This window comes from Microcoleus sp. Pol12B3 (assembly GCF_036701355.1).
In the GTDB taxonomy this organism is placed as follows: Bacteria; Cyanobacteriota; Cyanobacteriia; order Cyanobacteriales; family Microcoleaceae; genus Microcoleus.
Genome location: NZ_JAUBQS010000005.1, coordinates 88,818 through 110,441, shown reverse-complemented (window position 1 = coordinate 110,441; position 21,624 = coordinate 88,818). Strand labels below are relative to the sequence as shown.

At 46.4% G+C, this 21,624-nt stretch carries 16 protein-coding genes; 8 read left to right on the top strand and 8 right to left on the bottom strand.

The window, feature by feature from the left end:
* Positions 1–89: 89 nt before the first annotated feature.
* Positions 90–1,526 carry a dihydrolipoyl dehydrogenase gene (gene lpdA, locus QUA53_RS04045; protein WP_333095293.1) on the bottom strand — a complete coding sequence of 479 codons (1,437 nt, stop codon included), beginning with the start codon at positions 1,524–1,526 and terminating at the stop codon, positions 90–92.
* Between the two features lie 446 nt (positions 1,527–1,972).
* Between lpdA and QUA53_RS04040 the strand changes: the two genes are divergently transcribed.
* Positions 1,973–2,239: a hypothetical protein gene (locus tag QUA53_RS04040; protein ID WP_333078867.1), complete on the top strand. Its 267-nt coding sequence runs from the start codon at positions 1,973–1,975 to the stop codon at positions 2,237–2,239.
* 256 nt (positions 2,240–2,495) lie between these two features.
* Here QUA53_RS04040 and QUA53_RS04035 read toward each other — a convergent pair whose 3' ends face one another.
* The 5 genes from QUA53_RS04035 to QUA53_RS04015 form a co-directional block, all read right to left on the bottom strand.
* A complete protein-coding gene (locus QUA53_RS04035) occupies positions 2,496–4,772 on the bottom strand; it encodes a lipopolysaccharide biosynthesis (RefSeq protein ID WP_333095294.1) in 2,277 nt (758 codons plus the stop codon).
* A 172-nt stretch (positions 4,773–4,944) separates the two neighbouring features.
* Entirely contained in the window at positions 4,945–6,522 is a 1,578-nt protein-coding gene (locus tag QUA53_RS04030; RefSeq protein ID WP_333095295.1) for a polysaccharide biosynthesis/export family protein, read from the bottom strand.
* A gap of 132 nt (positions 6,523–6,654) precedes the next feature.
* A complete protein-coding gene (locus QUA53_RS04025) occupies positions 6,655–7,371 on the bottom strand; it encodes a cyanoexosortase B system-associated protein (RefSeq protein ID WP_333095297.1) in 717 nt (238 codons plus the stop codon).
* Positions 7,371–8,246, bottom strand: coding sequence for a cyanoexosortase B (gene crtB / locus QUA53_RS04020; RefSeq protein WP_333095422.1), 876 nt, complete (start codon positions 8,244–8,246; stop codon positions 7,371–7,373). Before crtB ends, QUA53_RS04025 begins: the two co-directional genes overlap by 1 nt.
* Positions 8,247–8,395: 149 nt before the next feature.
* Positions 8,396–9,535 carry a DegT/DnrJ/EryC1/StrS family aminotransferase gene (locus tag QUA53_RS04015; protein ID WP_333095298.1) on the bottom strand — a complete coding sequence of 380 codons (1,140 nt, stop codon included), beginning with the start codon at positions 9,533–9,535 and terminating at the stop codon, positions 8,396–8,398.
* A gap of 189 nt (positions 9,536–9,724) precedes the next feature.
* Here QUA53_RS04015 and QUA53_RS04010 point away from each other — a divergent pair, with 189 nt between their 5' ends.
* From QUA53_RS04010 to QUA53_RS03990, 5 genes are all read left to right on the top strand, one after another.
* Complete coding sequence (locus QUA53_RS04010; RefSeq protein ID WP_333095299.1) at positions 9,725–10,762, top strand: NADP(H)-dependent aldo-keto reductase; 1,038 nt, start codon at positions 9,725–9,727, stop codon at positions 10,760–10,762.
* A gap of 174 nt (positions 10,763–10,936) precedes the next feature.
* Positions 10,937–11,461 (top strand): hypothetical protein, encoded by a 525-nt coding sequence (locus QUA53_RS04005; protein ID WP_333095300.1) that lies wholly within the window; start codon positions 10,937–10,939, stop codon positions 11,459–11,461.
* Between the two features lie 586 nt (positions 11,462–12,047).
* Entirely contained in the window at positions 12,048–12,398 is a 351-nt protein-coding gene (locus tag QUA53_RS04000; RefSeq protein ID WP_333095301.1) for a hypothetical protein, read from the top strand.
* An 87-nt stretch (positions 12,399–12,485) separates the two neighbouring features.
* Positions 12,486–13,166, top strand: coding sequence for a DUF433 domain-containing protein (locus tag QUA53_RS03995; protein WP_333095302.1), 681 nt, complete (start codon positions 12,486–12,488; stop codon positions 13,164–13,166).
* On the top strand, positions 13,150–13,527 hold the full coding sequence (locus tag QUA53_RS03990) for a type II toxin-antitoxin system PemK/MazF family toxin (protein WP_333095303.1): 378 nt from the start codon (positions 13,150–13,152) through the stop codon (positions 13,525–13,527). Before QUA53_RS03995 ends, QUA53_RS03990 begins: the two co-directional genes overlap by 17 nt.
* Positions 13,528–13,599: 72 nt before the next feature.
* Here the strand turns inward: QUA53_RS03990 and uvrB are convergent, their stop codons facing one another.
* Entirely contained in the window at positions 13,600–15,612 is a 2,013-nt protein-coding gene (uvrB, locus tag QUA53_RS03985; protein ID WP_333095305.1) for an excinuclease ABC subunit UvrB, read from the bottom strand.
* 180 nt (positions 15,613–15,792) lie between these two features.
* Between uvrB and QUA53_RS03980 the strand changes: the two genes are divergently transcribed.
* The gene (locus QUA53_RS03980) at positions 15,793–16,275 is read left to right on the top strand and encodes a hypothetical protein (RefSeq protein WP_333095307.1); all 483 of its coding nucleotides are present in this window, start codon (positions 15,793–15,795) and stop codon (positions 16,273–16,275) included.
* Between the two features lie 292 nt (positions 16,276–16,567).
* Positions 16,568–17,260, top strand: coding sequence for a histidine phosphatase family protein (locus QUA53_RS03975; RefSeq protein WP_333095310.1), 693 nt, complete (start codon positions 16,568–16,570; stop codon positions 17,258–17,260).
* A 495-nt stretch (positions 17,261–17,755) separates the two neighbouring features.
* Here the strand turns inward: QUA53_RS03975 and urtA are convergent, their stop codons facing one another.
* The gene (urtA, locus tag QUA53_RS03970) at positions 17,756–20,677 is read right to left on the bottom strand and encodes an urea ABC transporter substrate-binding protein (protein WP_333095311.1); all 2,922 of its coding nucleotides are present in this window, start codon (positions 20,675–20,677) and stop codon (positions 17,756–17,758) included.
* Between the last annotated feature and the right edge of the window lie 947 nt (positions 20,678–21,624).

Sequence of the window (21,624 nt, the reverse complement as noted above, 5' to 3'; positions counted from 1 at the left end):
TTCGTTCTACCCACAGATTAGGTAAAAAACCCGGTTTCTTTGCGTGGAGTGCGTCCAGGAGTGTAAAACAAGAGCACCGCCCCTACAGATTAATGACTGCCCGCTCCAGCCGCCCGTTTGAAAGCCTCATCCAACACTTCCGAAAGCGTCGGGTGAGTGTGAACTCGGAATGCTAAATTGTTCACAGAATCGCGCTGGGCGATCGCATTTGCCGCCTCCTGAATTAAATCCGAAGCGTGCAAACCGAAAATGTGAACTCCCAACAATTCTCCAGTATCTTTCCGGAAAATCACCTTAGCCGTACCGTCGGTTTCCCCTTCAGCAATAGCTTTAGAATTTCCCTTAAAATAAGTCTTGACAGAAGCTACCTCAAACCCTTCAGCTTTTCCTAACTCTTTGGCCGCAGGTTCAGTCATCCCCACATAGCTAATTTCTGGGTGAGTAAACGCCGCTGCCGGGATACTCAAATAGTCAACTTCGCGGGCACGGCCGCAAATATTTTCTACTGCGGCAATTCCCTGAGCAGACGCAGAATGCGCTAACATCATTTTGCCGTTAACATCGCCGATCGCCCACAAATTTTGCACCGGTTCTCCCGCCGCCAAAACCTGCATCTTATCGTTAACCGGGATATAACCGCGCATCGTTTCCACCCCAACAGTTTCTAACCCCAAATTCTTGCTTACCGGCACCCGACCAGTTGCTACCAAACAAGCATCAACTTCCAAAACTTCGACAACTTCCTTAGTTTTGAAATCAGCTAATTCAATAATTACCGGCGAACCGGGAGTAATCTTCTTCGCCAAAACACCTACTTTTGTTTCAATATCGCGGGGTGCAATTAACACTCGTTCTGCCAACTTAGCAATATCCGGGTCAAAAGTCGGCATCAATTGATCTAGAGCTTCAATCATCGTAATTTCGCAGCCCAGGGCTGTGTAAATATCCGAAAACTCCAAACCGATATAACCGCTGCCAATAATTGCGATCCACTTCGGCAGCGATTCCAACCTGACAGCATCATCGCTGGTAAATACAGTTTTGCCGTCAATTTCTATCCCGGGGGGGACGAAGGGAACCGAACCGGGAGCGAGAATAATATCCTTGGCGGTAATAGTTTTCTCGCCTGTATCGGTTTCGACGGTAATTTTTTGAGCACTGGCAATTTTGCCCCAACCTTGGATGACATCGACGTTCAAACGTTTGAGGCTGTTGGTCAAGTCGCCGCGAAGTTTGCTAACAATAGTATTAGCGTGATTGGCGATCGCCCCGCGATCGAAATCCACACTGCCCAATTGAATTCCCAAAGTCTTCAGGTGGTGGGCATTCCGCAAATCTCGCACCCGCCCGGAAGCCGCCAACAGCGCCTTCGAGGGAATGCAGCCGCGGTTGACGCAAGTCCCCCCCATGTCCCCTGCTTCGATAATTGCCACTTTCAGCCCGCAGCTAACCGCGTGTATGGCCGCGCCGTGTCCGCCCACGCCAGCGCCGATAATTGCTAAATCGTAATCAAATCCCTGAGTCACCTTAAAATCTCCTAATGCCTTTGAAATCTTAGGACTCAAGCAAAAAACACCGTCTCTCCGTCCTTTCGAGGTGGCGCGTTGCCATCGCAACCCTTGAACAGCGGTAATAGTTGCATAAGTCCTGTCTCCTTATTCTCGACTAGACTAGGGTTAATTAGACAACGAAAGAGCCTTAACTGAGATTTTTTCAGGGTCGATGATTTGGAGCTGGGTCTACACAACGTCTCAAATCACTCAGTAGGTGGGTGTACAGTTAAATACAGTTTGAAGGCTGACAATGCCCGCAGCAGGTTTGATATTGGGGCAGCAACTTGGGCCACAGGCATTCCCACCGCCCGGTTAAATTCTGTCCCCCTGCTTGTTTTAGTCGGTTTTCAGGTCTAATATCTGCACGCGCCTGGGCGGACAGACTTTGTTGGCAACTTTTGGACTCTATGGAGTGGTTTATGACGGATGACGATGACCAGAAAGATTTACGCCGGGCCTCGGCTCAATCATTTTTTGAGTCCCTGGATGAATTGTTCGATTCTATAGAATCGAACAGCAGTCAAGCTGCACAACCTCAATCTCCACCGCATCAGGCTAAGTCTTCGAGTCAGCCGAAGAAGACTAGACCTGCGAAAATTAATTTGTCGGATTTTGAAGATGCGATCGCCGATTTGGAACAGTTTATCCAGAGCAAACACCAGAAACGCCCGGAATCCAATCAATAGTGCGATCGACTCATTTTCAAGTAATGAATGTTGAGCTTGACTTTTCACTGTTGACTGTTCACTGTTGACAAGCGAAAAATTTTAGACCGAAGTTCCAGCTCCCAGATTCATCTGTGGAGTAAATTTTTCAATCTCAAATCTCAAATCTCAAATCGACTGGCTGTTAACGGTGCTTTCGGCTTAAGCTGCTTAGATTGCACCTACAAAATATTCACATTTGGTTGAGGATTGCTTTACAAGAATCAAGCCAAATAAATTATCTCAATTTACTATTAATAGCCTTGTTTTTAGGCTTTGACGGCTGCGGTAATTGCCTCGCTCGCACTTCGATCGCGCGATCGCCGATCGCACTCAAAGGCAACTCCAATTCATCAATATCATTGCGAAACTTCACCGGAATATCAGCACCGTTAATAATCGCTCCCAACAGCCGCGGCCCGGATTTATGCGACTCGTCTTCCTCAGATTCCAGCAACTGATCGGCCGCCTCAGACAACATACTAGACAAAGTGTAACCAGGCCGCGCCACCAAAATCATACCGTCCGTGTACGGTTCCAGCGTTAGCGCGTCGTTGCACTCGCTTAAAGCCGGAGAATCCACCACCACAAAATCAAAGCGGTTGCGAACATCCTCAAACAATCTCCGCATTTCGCTTGATTCTAGTATCGCGGAGGCTTGCCGCAAAAAGCCAGGACTCGGCACAACGTATAGATTCTCTACCTCTGGAACCAAAAGGACGCACTCGCTAATATTGCCGTAATAGTGCAAAGGTTCCACAGTCGCCAAAGGATCGGCAGCAATTTTCAAAGATTCAACATTAGAAGGCGATCGCAAATCTGCTTCAATTAGCAAAGTCCGTTTACCCGATCGAGCCGATGCAATTGCCAAATTGTAAGCACTAAAACTTTTCCCCTCCAAAGGCGCCGCCGAAGTCAGCAACACCACCTTCACCGGTTTGTTCCCGATCCGGCGCAAATTAGTACGCAACCGCTCGTAAAATTCCAAATAGGGAGAATTTACCTCCAAGGCGAGTGGCATTATTTCATCGCCGTAAGAATCAAACACCGTCACTTCAGGCAAAACTCCCAGTATCGGCACCTCTTTTTCCACCAAAGCCGCCCGCACTTCTTCCCAACTGTAAAACTTGCCGTTGAGCATCCCCAACAAAAATATCAACCCGCCGCCCAGCAGCAATCCCACAAATCCTCCCACCGCCAGCATCACGGGCAAACCTCTCTTGTTTGACTCAACGTCATCAGTTTTGGGAGGGTGGGCGATTGTCAAACTCCCCGTTGTCTCAGCTACCGCCGCCTCAGCATCTACCAAAGCCGACTGCATCTTGTCGTAGAGAGCTTTTTTGAACGCCACTTGCTGCGCTAACCGCGCTTGTTCTAACTGCTTGTTGGGGATTGTGGCGTGTTCCCGACGCAATTCTTGTTCAGTTTTCTCGATTCCTTGGAGTTGCTGTTGCAGCGTATCCCGCTGCGTTTGCAAAGCAATCAAAGTTTGAGCTAACTGCTGTCTGGCCGGATCTAAAGAAGAGTCTACCCGAATTCGAGCGGCACTTCTGAGCGGAGCAGCCACCCCGTTACCGCCGAGTACCTCAGATTGCCGCTGCTGCAACTGCTGCTCAAAAGCAAGTTTTTGTTTGAGCAATTCTACAATTTTTGGGTGTTCCTCCTGCAAGTCGCTGCGGAGAATTTTGAGCTGAGATTCGATCGAAAACAATTGCACTCGCAGTTGAGCAATAATTGGATCGGCAGAGAGTGCTTGAGCGACGTAAGCTTGCTCCACATTCAATCCCAAACGCTCCTGCAAACTGTTAATTTGAGCTTCAATTCCTCCCAACTGCACGCGGAGTTGCCGCTGCTGCTGTTGGCTGCTGGTAATCGCTAGCGGCAAAGCACCGCTCTGAGCTGCTAAAATTGAAGTTCCTTCTCGTTTTTCGTAGGCTTCAAGTTTTGCTTCTATTTCTCTGAGTTCCTGAGTTACTTTCGGCAAACGCTCGTTAATTTGGGCGATCGTTACTCGCAGTCTAGAAGTATTAATAGTTTTGCTGCGAACCACCATTTCGTTCATCACCGTCTTTACTACATCTACTGCTTTTTGGCGATCGGCATTTTTGTACACTACTTGAATCAAAGCGCTGGGGTCATTATTCTTACTCGGCATCTTTACCTGCACCTCTTTTACCAGCTTTTTAGCCAAATCAGGTATTTTTTCCGCTTCTTCTTTGTTTAATTTTCCTTCGGGTTTGATGAGTTTTTCTGCAGCAGGTTTAACCACCCATGTATCCAGCAGCATATCTTTAGTTATTTCTTGTCCTTCCTGTTGAATTTTAGTAGTAGTAGAAGAAAAAATCACGTTCGGTCTGTTGTATGCCAGCGTACCTGTTGCAACGTAAACTGGCGCCGCCTTTGGCTGCAGAGCCACTACTCCCGACACCCCCACAGTCACCGCGAAAGTAGCCAGTCCCACCCACTTGTATTGGTCGAAAGCAATTAAATAACGTTTGACAACGGATAAAGTCATGACGATTTTAGATTTTATATTTTAGATTTTAGACTTTAGATTGCTAATTGTTAACGATAACTAATGACTGCTGACTAATTCTACCAATCCCCCAAAAACCTGCAACTGTAGGTTCGCGATCTAAACTCATATCCCATAAGTCATTGCCCGTCGCCAATAGAAAATGGTATGACTACCTATCATTACGTGACGGGCCGAACAAATCTGTTACCCCATTTCTCAACTGCTCAAAGAACAGAATAAATCCCAAAGTATCCCGGAATGGTCGAGTAAAAGTATTGATTACATAACCAATGCGCTCTACCAAATTCCTACCAATAACAATCACATCATTATCTTCGAGCATCGGGTTCTGAGAAACATTGCCCTCCAAAGCAGCTTTAGCATCTATCGAACGGTTGATTGCTCTACCTTGCTTTTCGTCGAACCGAATCAGGGCTATTTTCCGCAAGTTAGCAAGATTAACAGGCAAGTTGTTGAGAGCATCCAAAAACCTGCTGCCATTTTCTACGTAGAACGAGGTCAAACCACCACTAGCGTAACTCAAAACTCGAACGTAGATCCTGGGTTTAATCAGAGTAGACCGCGAAACAAGAGCTTGGTCGTAATCTAGGTTTTTGGTACTAGCGTCCAATTCCGGGATGACAATCACATCTCCTGATGCCAAAGGAAAATCGAACAAATCGTTAGCGTTTGCTAGGGGAGTGTAGAGGTCGATTGGTTCCTCCACCGAGGAGCCGTCCATCAGCGTCCGCCGCACTCGTACCGCCCGCAAATCGGCTTTTCCCGTGACTCCCCCCGCAATCACCAAAGCAGCTGAAATTCGACCAGAACCCGCCGGAAGCGTGTAAAAACCCGGTTTGCTGACTTCTCCGGTGACAGTGATTTGGACGGGGACAGCAGCGGCAGCCAGGCTGTACCTGGATGCTAAATCTTGATCCGATTTACGATCGGGCGTAACCTGTTTATACGGTACGACGATCGCATCTCCATCTTCCAAACGCAAATCCGGCGGAGCAATACCAGTTTGCAGCGGTGTCAAAATATCAACAACTTGCTCCGCCACAGCACCTCCCGGCAGAGTCCGCCTCACCCGCACCGCCCGCAGTTCCGCCGTAGGATTAGTCCCAGCAGCAGCCGCCAGAGCTGCAGGAAGCTGGGGGGTTTGCAGCGGATAAAAACCCGGTCTGGCCACTTCCCCCGTCACCGTCACCACTACGGGGCGCTGAACCAGCAAAGCAGCCGAGACTTGAGGATTTTTAATAAATTGACCAAAGCGCTCCCGCAGGCGCTGCTGTGATTCTTCGACAGTAAGACCGCGCACATTTACTGTTCCGATTAGCGGCAGTACAATTACGCCTTCAGGGCTGATTGGACCTGTAAAACCTAGCTCTGGGAAGCGCTGAACTTGAACAGCAATCTGGTCTCCCGGGCCTAGGCGGTAGGGCCGATTCCGAAAAGCTGGGTTAATATCCCGGTTGAAATTGGCAGGCGGCGGTGGCGGGACCCGCAATGGCGGCGGCGCCACGAGCCGCTGGTCTCTTGGAACAACAGATTGAGCTAAAGCCGTTTCCGAAAAAATTTTGCTATTAAAACCCCAGAATACAGCAGCAAAAGATATAGTCCAAGCAGTTGAATACAGGCCTGCCAAGAAAAAAGCGAGGCGATTTTTAATTGTGGATTTTCCCCGCCTTTTCAGAGGATTTAAAAAAGTATTATTTTGAATAATGGCCTGACTTGTAAGTTTCATCTAAATATAGCGACGAGAAAAAACAATAAGATATTTTATGGGCGAGTTGAATCCTGATATTTACTAGGAAGCAGTTGATTTTGGCAAAATCGGCCCACGCCCTAGGCTGATTTATTTGCACCTACCTGCTTACTAAAACCGAAAAGTTTCTGTAATTAATTTAGCCTGAACACTTTCACCGAGAGATTCGAGCAAGGGTTGAGCTATCTTAATGTCCCCCTGCGGTTGAATGGGAAGGATAATACTGACAGCAACCCAAGAGGCGCGGCGGTTCGAGAGTCTAGCAATGCTGTCTTCCCAAAACCAACGGCTGGTTGCTGGAGAACCCCCGTTAGGCCAAGCGTACCACTGCACGACAGCAAAAGTTTGTTGGGGAGTCCAGCTTCGGAAAAACCGGGCTTCGACAGTAGGCGGTGGCTGGTCGGGTATTGGTGCTAATTTTACTGTAAAGCTCAAAGTACGATGAGAATCGGTTTGCCACTGATGAAATCCATCGATATCTAGCCATTCCACTTGGGGCTGGTTTTTGGGGTAATTTTGAGGCAACAGCAATAAAATGGCAATTGTTTTATCCTTTCTAATTTCTTCAACTAACCATCTGTGAGTGCCAATTTGGACGTTATTCTGAACGGCTATAAGCTGCCACCCAGGAATTTTTATACCGTTTTGGCGCACACTTCTTAATTGCTTGAGGTTGGCAAGGGTTGGCGGGTTTGTCCAAGGCCACCTTCCCGTCGCGTAGCCGGGAATTGCTACTGCCCCAACTAATACCAGCAAAAACACCAGTACCATAATTTTAGATAATTGATACCGCCGCAGTAGTTTCTGTGCTGAAATCATCTGTTTCATTAATTGCCAGACTGACTTGGGAAATACTTTTCCATCCCGTTGAGGAGAAGTACCAATAACCCTAGTATACAAGCAGAATACAAATCCCCTCCCCAACCGGCGTGCAGCCAAGTAAAAAGCGCCTCTCTTTCGGTTCCGTGAAAGTAAGTTAGCAAAGTATTGCGAAAAATGTTGGAACTGATGCTAATAATGGATGTAATCACTAAAAACAAAAGACTTTTTTTGCGAGAGTTCCAAAGTCCCGTCCAATCCAGCAGAATTAAGCTGACGTAAAGACTGGTAAACAGCATTTTTAAGCCTGCACAGTGTGGAGCAACTTCTACAATGCGCTCGTTTACGTACAGATAAATTTCTTCCACTCTCACGTTGATACCAATCTTAATTAATATCCAGCCTGATGCTTCAGCAATGAATTGCTGTAAGGGCAAGGCGTAGGGTTCTATGAGGTAAGGAATGTGGTTCGGCGAGGCCAGAAATACGAATAAAAGCGGCATCGCCTGCAATTTCAAGCCGGGAATTCCTTTTAAAGATAAGCAAATGCTGGCCAGCATTACGGGCAGGGACAAATTTACTAAATCGCTCAAGCGACTCAGATAAAAAAGCGTGGCTAGTACCAGCAAAAAGCCTCCCAAAGGATGCGGTGAGTTGGGCAAGCTGCGCCAGCACTTTCGGTTCATCCAAGCAATATAACCTGCGTAGGGCAAACCAATTAGTCCGTGGCTGAAATATTCGTGTTCGAGGCTGATGCTTTTGTTGAGCCAGCCGTCGTACCAGTGTAATAACAGGGGGGCGTACAGCAGCACTAGGAGCACCGTGATACCTTCCCCCAGGAGGTATCGCTTGAAAACAATACGAATTTTGCGCTGGATGTGCATGGTTTGAGAAGTTTTAAGATTGCCGCGCTGGATTCGCAACGCTTTCGGGTTTTAAATTGTGAGTTAAAGATTTGTTAATTCCCCACCAAAACGCTTTGAGAACCGCACCCTACTGGTTGAAACACCTCCAGCATAAATTTTATGAACAATTAGCAATTCAATGATAGTACGATCGCCCGAACAACTTGCTCGATCTGAGTATTGCTCAATCCGGGATACATTGGCAATGATAAAATTTGTTCGCACAGGGTTTCTGCGCGGGGGAAGTCGCCCCGATTGCCTAAGTTTTGGTAGGCGGGTTGCAGGTGGCAAGGTACGGGATAGTGTATGCCTGTTTGAATTCCGTGTTGGCCGAGTTTTTCCTGAAGGGTGTTGCGGTCGAGCGAGCTTTCCTCAGTAATTTTGATAACATAGAGGTGATAAATGTGACCGCTGCTGCTGTGGTTGGCGATCGGTACAATGCCTTTGTGTTTCAATGGTTCTAGTAGAGTATCGTAGTGTTGGGCGGCGGCGGTGCGATCGCGATTCCATTTTTCTAAGTAAGGCAATTTAACATTGAGCACGGCAGCTTGCAAATTGTCGAGGCGGCTGTTGCTACCGATTTCTGTGTGCAAATATTTGCTGGGTGCTCCGTAATTGCGGAGAGTTCGCATTTTTTCTGCGAGTTGTGCATCATTAGTAATTAACATCCCGCCGTCGCCAAAAGCACCGAGGTTTTTGCTGGGATAAAAGCTGAATGCTGCTGCTTTTCCAATGGCACCGGCGCGGTATCCTTCTCTGGAAGCTAGATGCGCTTGGGCGGCATCTTCAAATATGATTAAATCGTGGCGCTTCGCAAAATCTAAAAGCTGCCCTGGCGATACCATTTGACCGTAGAGGTGTACGGGGATAATTGCTTTAGTTTTCGAGGTAACTGCTGTTTCGGCTGCTGTGAGGTCAATCAGGGCGGTTTCCGGGTCACAATCTACAAGAATAGGTATAGCTTTGGCTTCGAGGACGGCGATCGCGGTGGCAATAAAAGTGTTAGCGGGTATGATAATTTCGTCGCCCGGATTAATGCCGCAAGCTTGGAGTCCCAGAGCGATCGCATCAGTTCCGCAAGCCACTCCTACGCCGTATTTTACTCCCGAAGCTGCAGCAAATGCTGTTTCAAATTCCGCGAGGGCTTGGCCTAAAATAAAGTCTCCTTGCTCGATAATTTTCCCAATTGTTTCTGTTATTTGAGATTGGATTGGTTGGTGTTGCAGGGAGAGGTTGACAAATGGAACTTTTGGCGGGCGACTACTCATACATCAGACGAATACGAATTATTTATATTAACATTTAAGTGCGGATATCTTTTAAAAGTTTTTAACCGCAGAGGTCGCAGAGAGCGCAGAGGAAGAGAGGAGAAAGCATCGCGCCCTTTTCTGGAGTTGTCAATTAAATCAAGGTTTTTCTGTAATATAGAATCAGATATTTTTCCAGTAATCAAACTCATGGAATACAAAAAACTTGGCGACAGCAATTTATCAGTATCTGAAATCTGTTTGGGTACGATGACTTATGGCCAGCAGAACACCGTTGCAGAAGCGGCGCAACAGCTCGATTTTGCGATCGATAGAGGCATCAACTTTATCGATACTGCAGAAATGTATCCTGTCCCTGGAAAGGCGGAAACTCAGGGAAAAACAGAGGAATATATCGGCGATTGGTTGGCGAAACAGCAGCGGGATAAAGTCATTATAGCGACTAAAGTGGCGGGCAGAAGCACTCGATTAAAGTGGATTCGGGAAGGGAAAAATCAGATCGATCGCCCAAATGTAGAAAAAGCGCTGAATGACAGCCTGAAGCGCTTGCAAACTGACTACATCGACCTCTATCAGATCCACTGGCCAGACCGCTATGTGCCCTTATTTGGCGCGCCGGATTACGACATCGCCCAAGAGCACGAAACTGTACCGATTTTGGAACAGTTAGAGGTATTTGCTGACTTAATTAAAGCTGGGAAAATCCGCTATTTGGGTTTGAGTAACGAGACGCCTTGGGGAGTTTGCGAGTTTTGCACTTTGGCGGAAAAACACGGATTGCCGAAGGTTGTTTCGATTCAGAATGCTTTCAGTTTGAGCAATCGGACATTTCACCTAAATTTAGCAGAAACTTGCCGTTTTAAGAATGTGGGATTGATGGCTTACAGTCCTTTGGGATTTGGTCTGTTAACGGGTAAATACTTGAATGGAATTCCCGAAAATTCTAGGTTGGCTTTATTCGCGGGGTTTGGTCAGCGTTACGATAAAACTAATCTGAATGATGCGGTGAAAGCCTATGTTGAGATTGCGGGGAAACATGGGATAAGTCCGGCGCAGATGGCTTTGGCGTATGTGCGATCGCGCTGGTTTGTAACTAGCACTATTATCGGTGCAACAAGTCTCGAACAGTTGGAGGAAAATATCGGTAGTTTGGAGGTGAATTTGGATAAGCATATCATAGCAGAAATCGATGCGGTGCAAGCTAAGTATCCGAATCCGACACCGTAAGTTTATTACTCCCTCTATCGGCGGTTGAAACCGCTACTACACAAACAAAGTCCGCCTTCGCGGACTAAGAAATAGAGGCAAAATTTACCGCGAATTTGGTATTAGTAGGTTGGGTTGAGGTCACGAAACGAAACCCAACTTATTAAGTTTTTATATTGTTTAGGATGAACAGCGATGAATAGCAGTCAAAAATTTAATTTTAAATTATCCGAGCGTTTCTTAGAAAACTACGCAGATCCTCCTGAAGATCCATTGGGAGAGCTTTCTCATTTTGAAATGGGATGGCGATGTTTCTGTTTTGAATACAACCATAAAGTTTTCATAGAAATAGGTGAGGCTCAAAAAGAGGTATTTTTAGATCCAGATATCTGTATGATGATTGACAATTACTTTCCCAAGGAAATTGCGAAGCTATCGCAAGGTAAACCAATAGAAATAGACTTTGGTGAGAGTTGGTTCACTATTATGTTGGTACCGATCGACAATAAGATTAACTGCACTTGGATCAAGTTTGGGACTTCGTGCTGGGAAAAGCAGTTTGAGTTCGATCGCACTCAAGTATTAGATGTACTCAGAGGTTTTCTTGAGGAAGTGATGCAGCTAGCTGTAGATAAGGGTTACATCACGTTGGAAGAGAAGGAGGAGTTTATTCGTCCGGCTTTTGCTAGCAGTACGGATGCTGCGATATTGAGTAAGTAGTTTGTTTGGGTGGTGTGAAGGGCGATCGACCTTTTTTATATATTTCTGAAACCCATTACCATGTCTGCCCGCGATCGATTCAATCGGCGCTCAATTCTTAATAGATATTTAGGTTGAGTTGGCATCCACTTTACCCATAGCCGTATATATGGGGCTATTCAAGCCTATTAGATTAAAGCGGCATCGGATGTTGGCAAATTGAGGTTGAGTTGGCATCCACTTTACCCATAACGCGGTAGACTGCACTATTCAAGCGTATTAGATTAAAGCGACATCGGATGTCGGCAATCGGATGTTTAAATCTGCGTAATAAAGAAAACAAACGGTCTTATTTATCTTGACAATGGACCGCTCTAATGTTAAATTCTTAAAATACAAGCTCAAACAAAACTTCCTCACCTTGCCAAGTGTAAGAAAGACAACGCTTTAATGTCTTGTAGTTTTTGCAATAGCAAATCATATCTGATACGGAAAAGGCCCGGCTGAAGTAACGATTCAGACAGAGGCCTTGCTTTAGCTAGCGAACTCACGGTGGTTTGACATCTCAACTTCAGACCACCACAAGTCAACGTAACTTTTGAAATATATGTCCCATAATTATACTCCACAATGCGAGTCGTTGTACACCAACCTTCAGCGGACTAAGAAAACCCTCTCTGTTTTGGCGAAGTCACACCGCGCTTTGGCGAAGTCGAACCGCGCTTTGGCGGAGTGGAACCGCAGTCTGCTTGAGGAAAACGAAGCAAAGGATGAAACTATCAAAGCTAAGGATAAAACTATCCAATCCTTTGAGGAAAAAGTCCTTGAACAGCAACAAGAAATAGATGACTTGAGGCGCGAACGTGATTGGCAGCCTAATGCCTGGGATAACGATGGTTCATCAAATGCAGATTGTCACGATCGCGAATATGCAGCAGATAGACTAGGAATCTCATAGAAAGGGCGATCGCCCTTCCCATCCAAAAAATAGGACAATGGTAAAGGGCGATCGCACTTCACCCTAAAATCTTTCTCAACTAAACCCATGAGTACAATTCGCTTACAACTAGCCGAATACTTGAAATGTCGAGGTTTCACCCCCGAAAACTTAGTCGAAGCTGTCGGCGAAACACTCAAACCTGAAACCGTATACCAACTGATCGAAAAAGCCGAAAACCTCAGCCATCTAGACTTATCCGTCTTAGCCGCCATTATAGATGGCTTGAGCAAACTCAATGGTTTTCCCGTTGGCATCGCAGAAGTGCTAATATTTTTTCCTGACATTTCCGAGGAAGCATTGGCAAAATCGCCTTGGCGTCAACTTTACCTCATCGATAATGAAATTCCCCCCTATGATTGGGGAGATGTAGACCCCCTCGAAGGCACCAAGCCTGTGCGTTTTATTCCGGGAGTTGGAATGGTAATTCTGGACAATGAAAAGGCAACGAATAGCCAAGAAGATATCCAGCCATTTACTAGAATTACCTCCGATTCAGAATTCATGGCGGGAAAACCTTGCATTCGCCACTTACCCATAACTGTTGAAACTCTCATCTCAATGATGGCGTCTCACTATTCGACAGCAGAAATACGCCAAACTTATCCAGAACTTGAAGAAGAAGACTTTAAAGAAGTTCTAGCCTATGCTGCGTGGCGGATTAAAGAAACAAACGCGATCGACATGGCTAATCAAAAGGTAGAAAAAATTTGTGAGTCAGCTACCTAATTTTTTGCAGGTGAGGGCTGTAGTGCTAGTTAACTTCCCGGCTCAAATTCCCCCCGGTCGCGAACAGGAAAACACTCGACCTGCGGTAATTGTAGCTTTGCCAAATGTCACAGGAATAACGCGGTTTTCGCTGGTAATAGTCGTTCCCTTGACAACACAACAAGGAGATTGGGCGACACGAAACTCAACGCTATATCCGCAGCTTCAGGCTGGAATGGGAAACATACGGTATGACTCTACAGTGTTGCTGGATCAAATACGCGCTGTAGACATAAAGCGTGTTTTGGGCTACCGAGGAGATTTAACCGCAGAAGAGTATCAACCGATCGCCAATGGACTAAAAGCCATGTTTTGCTTTTAAATTCTCCCTTCATCAGCGTTTATCTGCGTGCATCTGCGGTTAAAAATCCCCCTCAATTCCCTGCCAAAAAGCTTAATGTCCCAATAGCTTATCCCGCAAATGCTTGATCCGATCGCGCAATTTACCCGCCTCCTCAAACTCCAACTTCTTAGCCGCCGCCTTCATCTGCGCTTCCAACCGCCCGATTAACTGAGGAATCTCATCCAAAGATAACTCGTTCACCTGTTCGTAAACCTCCTCCAACTGCTGAGAATTCAGCTTGCGGGACACATCCAAAAATGCCAAAATCGCATTACTCGATCGCTTTTTCGCGATCGGCTGCGGCGTAATCCCGTGCATCTTATTGTACGCTAGCTGAATCCCCCGGCGCCGATCCGTTTCGTCGATCGCCTTAACCATACTATCCGTCAAATTATCCGCGTACAAAATAGCCTGTCCCTGAACGTGCCGCGCCGCCCTTCCAATCGTTTGAATCAACGAACGTCCCGAGCGCAAAAACCCCTCTTTATCCGCATCCAAAATTACCACCAGCGAAACTTCCGGCAAATCCAAACCTTCCCGCAGCAAGTTAACACCAATCAATACATCAAACTTACCATCCTGCAAATCTTGGATAATTTCAATGCGTTGAATCGACTGGATTTCCGAGTGCAAATACCGCACTCTAATTCCCCTTTCCTGCAAATATTCGGTTAAATCTTCCGCCATCCGCTTCGTTAAAGTCGTCACCAAAACTCGCTCGTCCCGACTTACTCTCTCCTTGATTTCCCCCAACAAATCATCAATTTGTCCTTCCGTCGGGCGCACGAAAATTGTCGGATCTACTACTCCGGTAGGGCGAATTACTTGCTCTGCCACTCTGCCTTCAGATATTTGCATTTCCCAATCCCCAGGCGTAGCAGAAACAAATATACACTGATTCTCTTTTGCCCAGAATTCCTCTGCTTTTAAAGGACGGTTATCTGCTGCGCTGGGCAAACGGAAACCGTGTTCTATCAATACTTTTTTGCGCGCTTGGTCGCCGTTGTACATCCCCCGAATTTGCGGCACTGTGACGTGAGATTCATCTATTACCAACATCCAATCTTTCGGGAAATAATCAATCAAACATTCTGGCGGTTCCCCGGCATTTCTCCCTGCTAAATGCCGCGAATAATTCTCGACTCCGTTGCAGTAACCTACCTCGCGCAGCATTTCTAAATCGTAGCGCGTACGCTGTTCCAACCGCTGAGCTTCTAATAGTTTACCCTGTTTCTCAAATTCTGCCAGTCGGTCTTCTAATTCGAGTTCTATTCCTTGGCAAGCTGCCTCTAATTTATCTTCTGCCGTGACAAAGTGGCGCGCTGGATAGATATTTAAAGCCGTTGAACTCTGCAGGATTTTACCTGTTACCGGGTCAACGTAGCGAATTGCATCAATTTCGTCGCCGAAGAATTCAACGCGAATAATTCTATCTTCGTAAGCGGGGCCAATTTCCAAAACATCGCCTTTGACGCGAAATTGGCCTCTGCCTAAATCTATATCGTTGCGGCTGTATTGGACGTTAACTAAATCGCGCAAAACTTGCCGCTGATTGACTTCCATTCCTACTCGCAAAGGAATAGCCGCTTTCAGGTATTCTGCGGGCATTCCCAAACCGTAAATGCAGCTAATTGAAGCAACTACAATTACGTCGCGGCGTTCAAAGAGCGATCGCGTGGCGGAGTGCCGCAACATATCGATCTCGTCGTTAATTGCTGCCGTTTTCTCAATGAAAGTATCGGTGACGGCGATGTATGCTTCAGGTTGGTAGTAGTCGTAATAACTGACAAAGTATTCGACTGCATTGTTCGGGAAAAAATTTCGCAGTTCGTTGCACAGTTGAGCTGCCAGGGTTTTGTTGTGTGCTAGGACTAAGGTGGGTCTGCCGACTTTTTCAATCACCGAGGCAATGGAGAAGGTTTTGCCCGTACCTGTAGCACCGAGTAAGGTTTGAAATCGATCCCCGGCTTCGATGCCTTTGACAAGTTGCTCGATCGCTAGCGGTTGGTCGCCTGTGGGCTGGAAGGGCGCTTGCAATTGAAAAGATGCTGCCGCAGTTACCATAGGAAAATGTAGCTATTACCCATAAATCTTAACAAAAATGCAGAGATTCTGCAATTTCGTTAAAAAAATAGTTAGACTTTGTAATATTATTTTAATCATCGGCCGAAATAGAAAGCAGAAAGCCCACAAAAGCAGTTGTCCGAACCCAGCAATCAACAGCAATAAACGAGGAAAAGAATTATGGATACGAGGAGCACAGGTACAGGCAAAGGCAAAGCGATCGCCCGCCGCGGCAAAGGAGGTTCCAAAAGCCAACCGACAGAACCCACGGATGCCAAAGCAACAGGAATTCAACTTTATCAGCCGCCACACCTGCATGACAACCGCCCCGTGGGGCCAGACGATTTTACTATCAGCGAGATCGTCTCGATATCGGGGGATCGCCCGATCGGCACTAGCACCCTGCACATCAGCGAAACCTACGGCATTGTAGGCAATCGCCCAGTCGAATCCAGCGACTTTGAAGTGGTTGCTACACTCGGCAATCGCCCGATCGGCTCCAGCGCCATGCAAGTCAGCGAAATGTTCAGTATGTCCGGTGCCCGCCCTATTGGCATCAGCACTCTGCACATTGATGAAGTTTACTCCACAATGGGAGGAAACCGCCCTATTGCCTCAAACGAAATTGACGACAGCTCAACATTAATGGGCTTCTTAGATTAATTAGTCATTGGTCATTAGTTATTAGTTTTTCGCTGTTAACTAATGACTAATTAAACTTTTTTAGATAAGTTATTGACGAAGGCGATAGAGCCATTGAATCGTCTCAAGTGATTTATTTGACCATGCCAATTTTAACAATCGGCGTTGCTGATTTATGGTAGAACTAAATCTGCAAAAAATGAAACAAGCGCTTCAGAACATTTTCGGAATTTCCCAGTTATCTATTTTCATCCCGTGATTCAGCAACACCCTAGAAGTGATTTTTACCGTAAATGAGAAGGAATATCAAACTGTGTCTATTTGGATTATTCGTCATGGTCAAAGTCAATCCAATGCAGGGTTGGCAACTATTGGGCCCCATGAAAATGCCTTAAGTGAATTGGGCGATCGACAATCAAGATGTATTCCAACCGCCGTTAAACAAACTCCAGACTTGATTGTGACTTCACCTTATCTGAGAACACAACTCACTGCTCAACCATTAATTGAACAATTTCCACATACACCCGTTGAGGTTTGGCAAGTTCAGGAATTTACCTATCTGGGTCTACAGTTCGATCGACCAACCACAATCCTGGAGCGCAAACCTCTGAGCAAAGCTTACTGGGATCGCTGCGACCCTGAATATGTCGATGGAACCAACGCCGAATCCTTGGTTCAACTGATGGAACGAGTCCGAACTTTCATAAACCAGTTGCAACAACAATCCGGTTTTGTAGTTGTCTTTTCACATGGATTTTTTATCAAAGCAATGCTGTGGCAGATTTTGGCTAACCCAAAGTTAATTGATGCCGTTGCGATGAATCGGCTTTTGGGATTTTCGCGAGGCTTTCCAGTACCGAATGCGTCAATTTTGCAGATGGAATTTGATTCAGGTGGGATAGCTCATTGGAGTTCCTTCATCACCAATCATCTGCCACCAGAGCTAGAATCGGTAGCACCCGATGCAACTGTGGCGAGTGATGCAGGCGATCAACCCTCGTAACCTACGTTCACTGGAACAATGCCCCAACCAACGCCACTCTGGCGTTGCTGATTTACGGTATGAACAACTCAATCTGCAAAAAAAGAAACCAGCGCGTCAGAACATCTTCGGAATTTCCAACTTATCTATTTTCATACCGTGATTCAGCAACGCCGCTCGATTAAATATTAAAATATTTTTGGTAAGTGGTAACAGTTATAGCAGAAGACCTTCGGCAGAAAACTATCCAAGCAATAATTTCAACAATTAATAACGTCCTCAGCGTTTTCGCGGTTGCTATAACTGTTAAGAATTCACAACATTATAACAGTTAGTATTTCACTTTTCAGAGTTCCAGGGCTAAGGACTGCTGATATCGTTTCCGGTTGCATCGGTATTGTTTAAATGTCTAAACAGCCAGTTGTTCCGAAAGCATAATTTTACTCAACACCCAACAGTTAACAGTCAACAATATCTTCCTCGTGCAACCAGAATTGATATGACTAATAACTACTTCTAGATACCCTGATATTTGCTCAATAAAGCAGCAAAGCGCTTGTAATCCACAGGCTTCCTCACATACTCCGCCGCTCCCAATTCCAACCCCTGATTTTGGTCGTCCAAAAAAGTTATCATAATCACTGGAATATCAACCAAATCTCGATCGGCTTTCAACGCCGACAGCACCGCCCAGCCGTCCATACTCGGCATCATCACGTCCAGAATAATCGCGTCGGGCAGCAACTCCTTAGCCAACAGAAGCCCCCCTTGACCGCTAGCCGACGATCGCACCCGAAATCCCTGTTTCGACAAGCAGCGGGTCATCAAATCCCGCGCGTCCGGATCGTCGTCAATTACTAGGACAGTAGCAGCATTGGGCAGCTCCAGCGCTTGCGATCGCACTGCTTTTTGCTTCGCTTCAGTCGATTCTGCACTCGTTTCTAAATCGTCGTCGGAAGACTTCGGCTGCATTTCTGCGGTTTCTCGATCGTCCGGCGCTTCTTTCGGGCTTGTAACCACAACCGGCAACCGGATCGTAAAACTAGAACCGCACCCAAACTCGCTATCAACCGTAATGTCCCCGCCCATCATCTGGCAAAACTTCCGGCTAATTGTCAGCCCCAAACCGGTGCCGCCGTATTTGCGGGTAGTAGAATCGTCGGCTTGAGCGAAAGCTGCGAACAGCCTCGACACCTGATCCTCAGTCATGCCGATGCCGGTATCGGTTACTTGAAAGACGATCGCAGGCTGTTGACACCGAGAAAAAGCTGCCGAGAGTTCTTCGGAATTGTCGATCGGCAAAACCTCCCCTTCTTCTTTCCAAACATTAATCGTAATTTTGCCTCGATCGGTAAACTTAGCAGCATTGGTCACCAAATTCAACAGCGCTTGCCGCAGCTTTGACAAATCGGAGTATATAGTGCCAATATTGCGATCGCAATTGACCATCAAAGTATTGCCATTTTTCCCTAGCTGGGGTTGAACAGTAGTGACAACCTCCTCGATCAAATTCCACACCTCAAAAGTCTCCAAAAAAAGAGTCACCTTTCCTGCTTCAATTTTAGAAATATCCAGGATGTCGCTAATAATGGTGAGCAACTGCTTGCCTGCCATATTAATGCTTGCCAAATCCATCACAAACTCTTCTTCGCCGAGTTCCAGAGCCTCTTCTTGCAGCAGCTCGCTGTACCCAATAATCGCATTCAAGGGCGTCCGCAACTCGTGAGTCATATTTGCCAAAAAAGTGCTTTTCGCCCGGTTAGCAGCTTCGGCAGCGTTCTTAGCAACTTCCAATTCGCGCGATCGTTCCTCTAGCTGCCGCTGCCGCACTTCCAAACCGTTGAGCAAACTGCTAATTTGCTGAGCCATCGTATTGAGAGTAGAAGATAGCACCCCGATCGCATCATTAGAAACCACAGGCGATCGAGCCGTCAAATCACCGCTCGCCATCTGTTCGGCAGTTTCCCGCAGCAAGCCGAGATTCCGAATAATTGCCGACACCGACACAAAAGCCACTATCCCCGCGATCAAACTCAAACCCAAAGCTGCCAGCAGCCAGTGCTGAGTGCGGCTCGCCACAAAGAGAGTTTGCTGCACCAGCACCGCCATTGCCGCTTCAGGAACCCCCGCCGGAGCTGATGCAGCGTCCATTGTCAGCAAATAGTTCTTCATCTCCAAAGAACCCATCCACCCAACTCCCACGGCCATCCAAGTTATCAGCACCAAGATCACAAACAGCCCGCTCAAAGACGCCCGAGTTCCCAGAGCAATTCCCCTCGTAGCCAGTGCCGCCGCCCAAGGATAGCCTTTGAGAAAAGGATCTGGCCGAACCGGTGCGCCGGAATTCCAAATTTCCTCAATTTGACCGTCCAACCTCACTTTACCAATCCGCACTGTTTTCCAGATATGCTGCGTTTGGCCATCTATTTTTACCTTGCCCGATGGCGCTGCAAACTCAATATTTTTAGCAGCAGCCCTGACTTTAACCACATCTGTCGAACCAGCTTTTTCTACTGCTTGCTTCCACAGGTAAACGCCCAAATAAGCCGCTTCGATGGGGTCATCGGTGACTCGATTTTCCCCGTATCGGGCTTTATAAGCCTTGACAAATTTACGATTTTCCGGTGTATCCACCGTTTGAAAATAGTTCCACACCACCAAATGTCCGGCAATATTGGACGGCCCGATAGCCCGCACTTCTTCTTCTGCTACGCTGACCGACATCACTGGCAAATCATCGGGTTTCACGCCAGATTCCCGCAACTTTTGGAAAAAAGCCACATTGCTGTCCCCGTTGAGAGTGTTGAGAATAGCATCTGGTTTCACTGCTAAGATATGTGCGATCGCCTCGCCCACTTCCCTCGATCCCAGCGGCAGATACACTTCCCCCGCTAACTCTCCCCCCTGTGCAGCCAGTTGAGCTTTCACAATCCGATTTGCCGTGCGGGGAAAGATATAATCCGAACCCAACAGGAAAATTTTCCGCTTCCCCTGTGCCAGCAAGTAATTCACCCCAGGCACAATCTGTTGGTTTGGGGCAGCACCAATGTAGAAAATATTCGGACACTGTTCTAGCCCTTCATACTGCACCGGATAGAACAGCAACCCTTTGCCCTGATCGAAAACCGGCTGTACAGCTTTGCGGCTCGCCGAAGTCCAACAGCCAAATACCACCGCTACCTGAGCTTCAAAGAGCAATTGCTTAGCTTTTTGAGCAAAAGTTTGCAAATCGCTGGCTCCATCTTCTATAACCGCTTCCAAGGGGTGTCCGAGTACCCCTCCCGCCGCATTAATTTCCTCAACAGCCAACACCGTCGCATCTTTAACAGAAATTTCGCTGATGGACATCGTGCCCGTCAGCGAATGCAACACGCCTATTTTGATCGGCTCACGAGTCGAGCCGGCTGCTTCGAGGGGGTTACTGCTCCTTGCTCCCATAGGGTTTTAGATAATTTTTACCGAAAAATGGGGTTTAAAGCCCCGCACTTATGTGCGGCTTTTATCTAGGACTTTCCTGGATAAAAAGTGCTGAAGTTTGATATAATCATACCATAATAGTAAGAAAAGCAAAGCTAAAAAACAGAACGAGAGAGCAATACTGTGCACTTGATGAAGCCATCCGAACAGGCCAGTTCATTAGAAAAAAAGCTGTCAGAGTTTGGATGGACAACGCAGATATTAGTAAGACTATGTTGTACGCACTCTGTAAAGATATTGCCTGCATAGTTCGCTTTTGCGAAAAAGCTCAAGTCAGCCGCCCGTAAACCCAGTGCGGAACGCGCTTGGGCTTCTATATCTACCTTTTATAGACGCTGTAAAAAAGGTCAGAAAAGGAAGGGTTATCCCTAATTCAAAAACCACTGTCCCTCTGTAGAACACATCTCCGAAAACAATCAAAGCTTATGTATAGTTAAGTTGTAGCACGTAAATGCAATCATCCTAAATTAGCTAGCGTGTAAGATCAAACCCGACTATGAGATGTGTATGGTTGATAATTGTACCAACATATTGAGTGAGCTGTGTTAATTTGTATCTGACGCTTTCAACGCTTTTTCTAAGGGCAGTAGTAGCGTTGCAATTCGCAACCTGACTCTTCCACAAATACTTAAAATTACTGGCTCATATTTTTAGCAATTTTATCTAAATATTGATTGTAAATATCGAAGTTTCTTGACAGTTATAATTTCGATGTTAGACAAAATTTTTGCTACAAGCAAACGCTTTGTTTTGTTTTTATGTCCAGTTGTGAATTCTAATTTTGTGATTTTTTTAATGGGAGTTGTTATTGAATTTTATCCAACGTAAGCTTGATATCTCTTAAATCTTTGTTGAGGGTCAAACTCGTTCGCGATATTCCCAGAATAAGGTTATATCCCTTTTAGGTT

Bases quoted from the DNA above. Each gene is read 5' to 3' on its own strand.
- uvrB (WP_333095305.1), bottom strand. From the start codon at position 15,612: ATGGTAACTGCGGCAGCATCTTTTCAATTGCAAGCGCCCTTCCAGCCC.
- QUA53_RS04000 (WP_333095301.1), top strand. From the start codon at position 12,048: ATGTCCCATAATTATACTCCACAATGCGAGTCGTTGTACACCAACCTT.
- QUA53_RS04040 (WP_333078867.1), top strand. From the start codon at position 1,973: ATGACGGATGACGATGACCAGAAAGATTTACGCCGGGCCTCGGCTCAA.
- urtA (WP_333095311.1), bottom strand. From the start codon at position 20,677: ATGGGAGCAAGGAGCAGTAACCCCCTCGAAGCAGCCGGCTCGACTCGT.
- QUA53_RS03995 (WP_333095302.1), top strand. From the start codon at position 12,486: ATGAGTACAATTCGCTTACAACTAGCCGAATACTTGAAATGTCGAGGT.
- QUA53_RS04025 (WP_333095297.1), bottom strand. From the start codon at position 7,371: ATGAAACAGATGATTTCAGCACAGAAACTACTGCGGCGGTATCAATTA.
- QUA53_RS03980 (WP_333095307.1), top strand. From the start codon at position 15,793: ATGGATACGAGGAGCACAGGTACAGGCAAAGGCAAAGCGATCGCCCGC.
- QUA53_RS04035 (WP_333095294.1), bottom strand. From the start codon at position 4,772: ATGACTTTATCCGTTGTCAAACGTTATTTAATTGCTTTCGACCAATAC.
- QUA53_RS04015 (WP_333095298.1), bottom strand. From the start codon at position 9,535: ATGAGTAGTCGCCCGCCAAAAGTTCCATTTGTCAACCTCTCCCTGCAA.
- QUA53_RS04005 (WP_333095300.1), top strand. From the start codon at position 10,937: ATGAATAGCAGTCAAAAATTTAATTTTAAATTATCCGAGCGTTTCTTA.
- QUA53_RS04030 (WP_333095295.1), bottom strand. From the start codon at position 6,522: ATGAAACTTACAAGTCAGGCCATTATTCAAAATAATACTTTTTTAAAT.
- crtB (WP_333095422.1), bottom strand. From the start codon at position 8,246: ATGCACATCCAGCGCAAAATTCGTATTGTTTTCAAGCGATACCTCCTG.
- QUA53_RS04010 (WP_333095299.1), top strand. From the start codon at position 9,725: ATGGAATACAAAAAACTTGGCGACAGCAATTTATCAGTATCTGAAATC.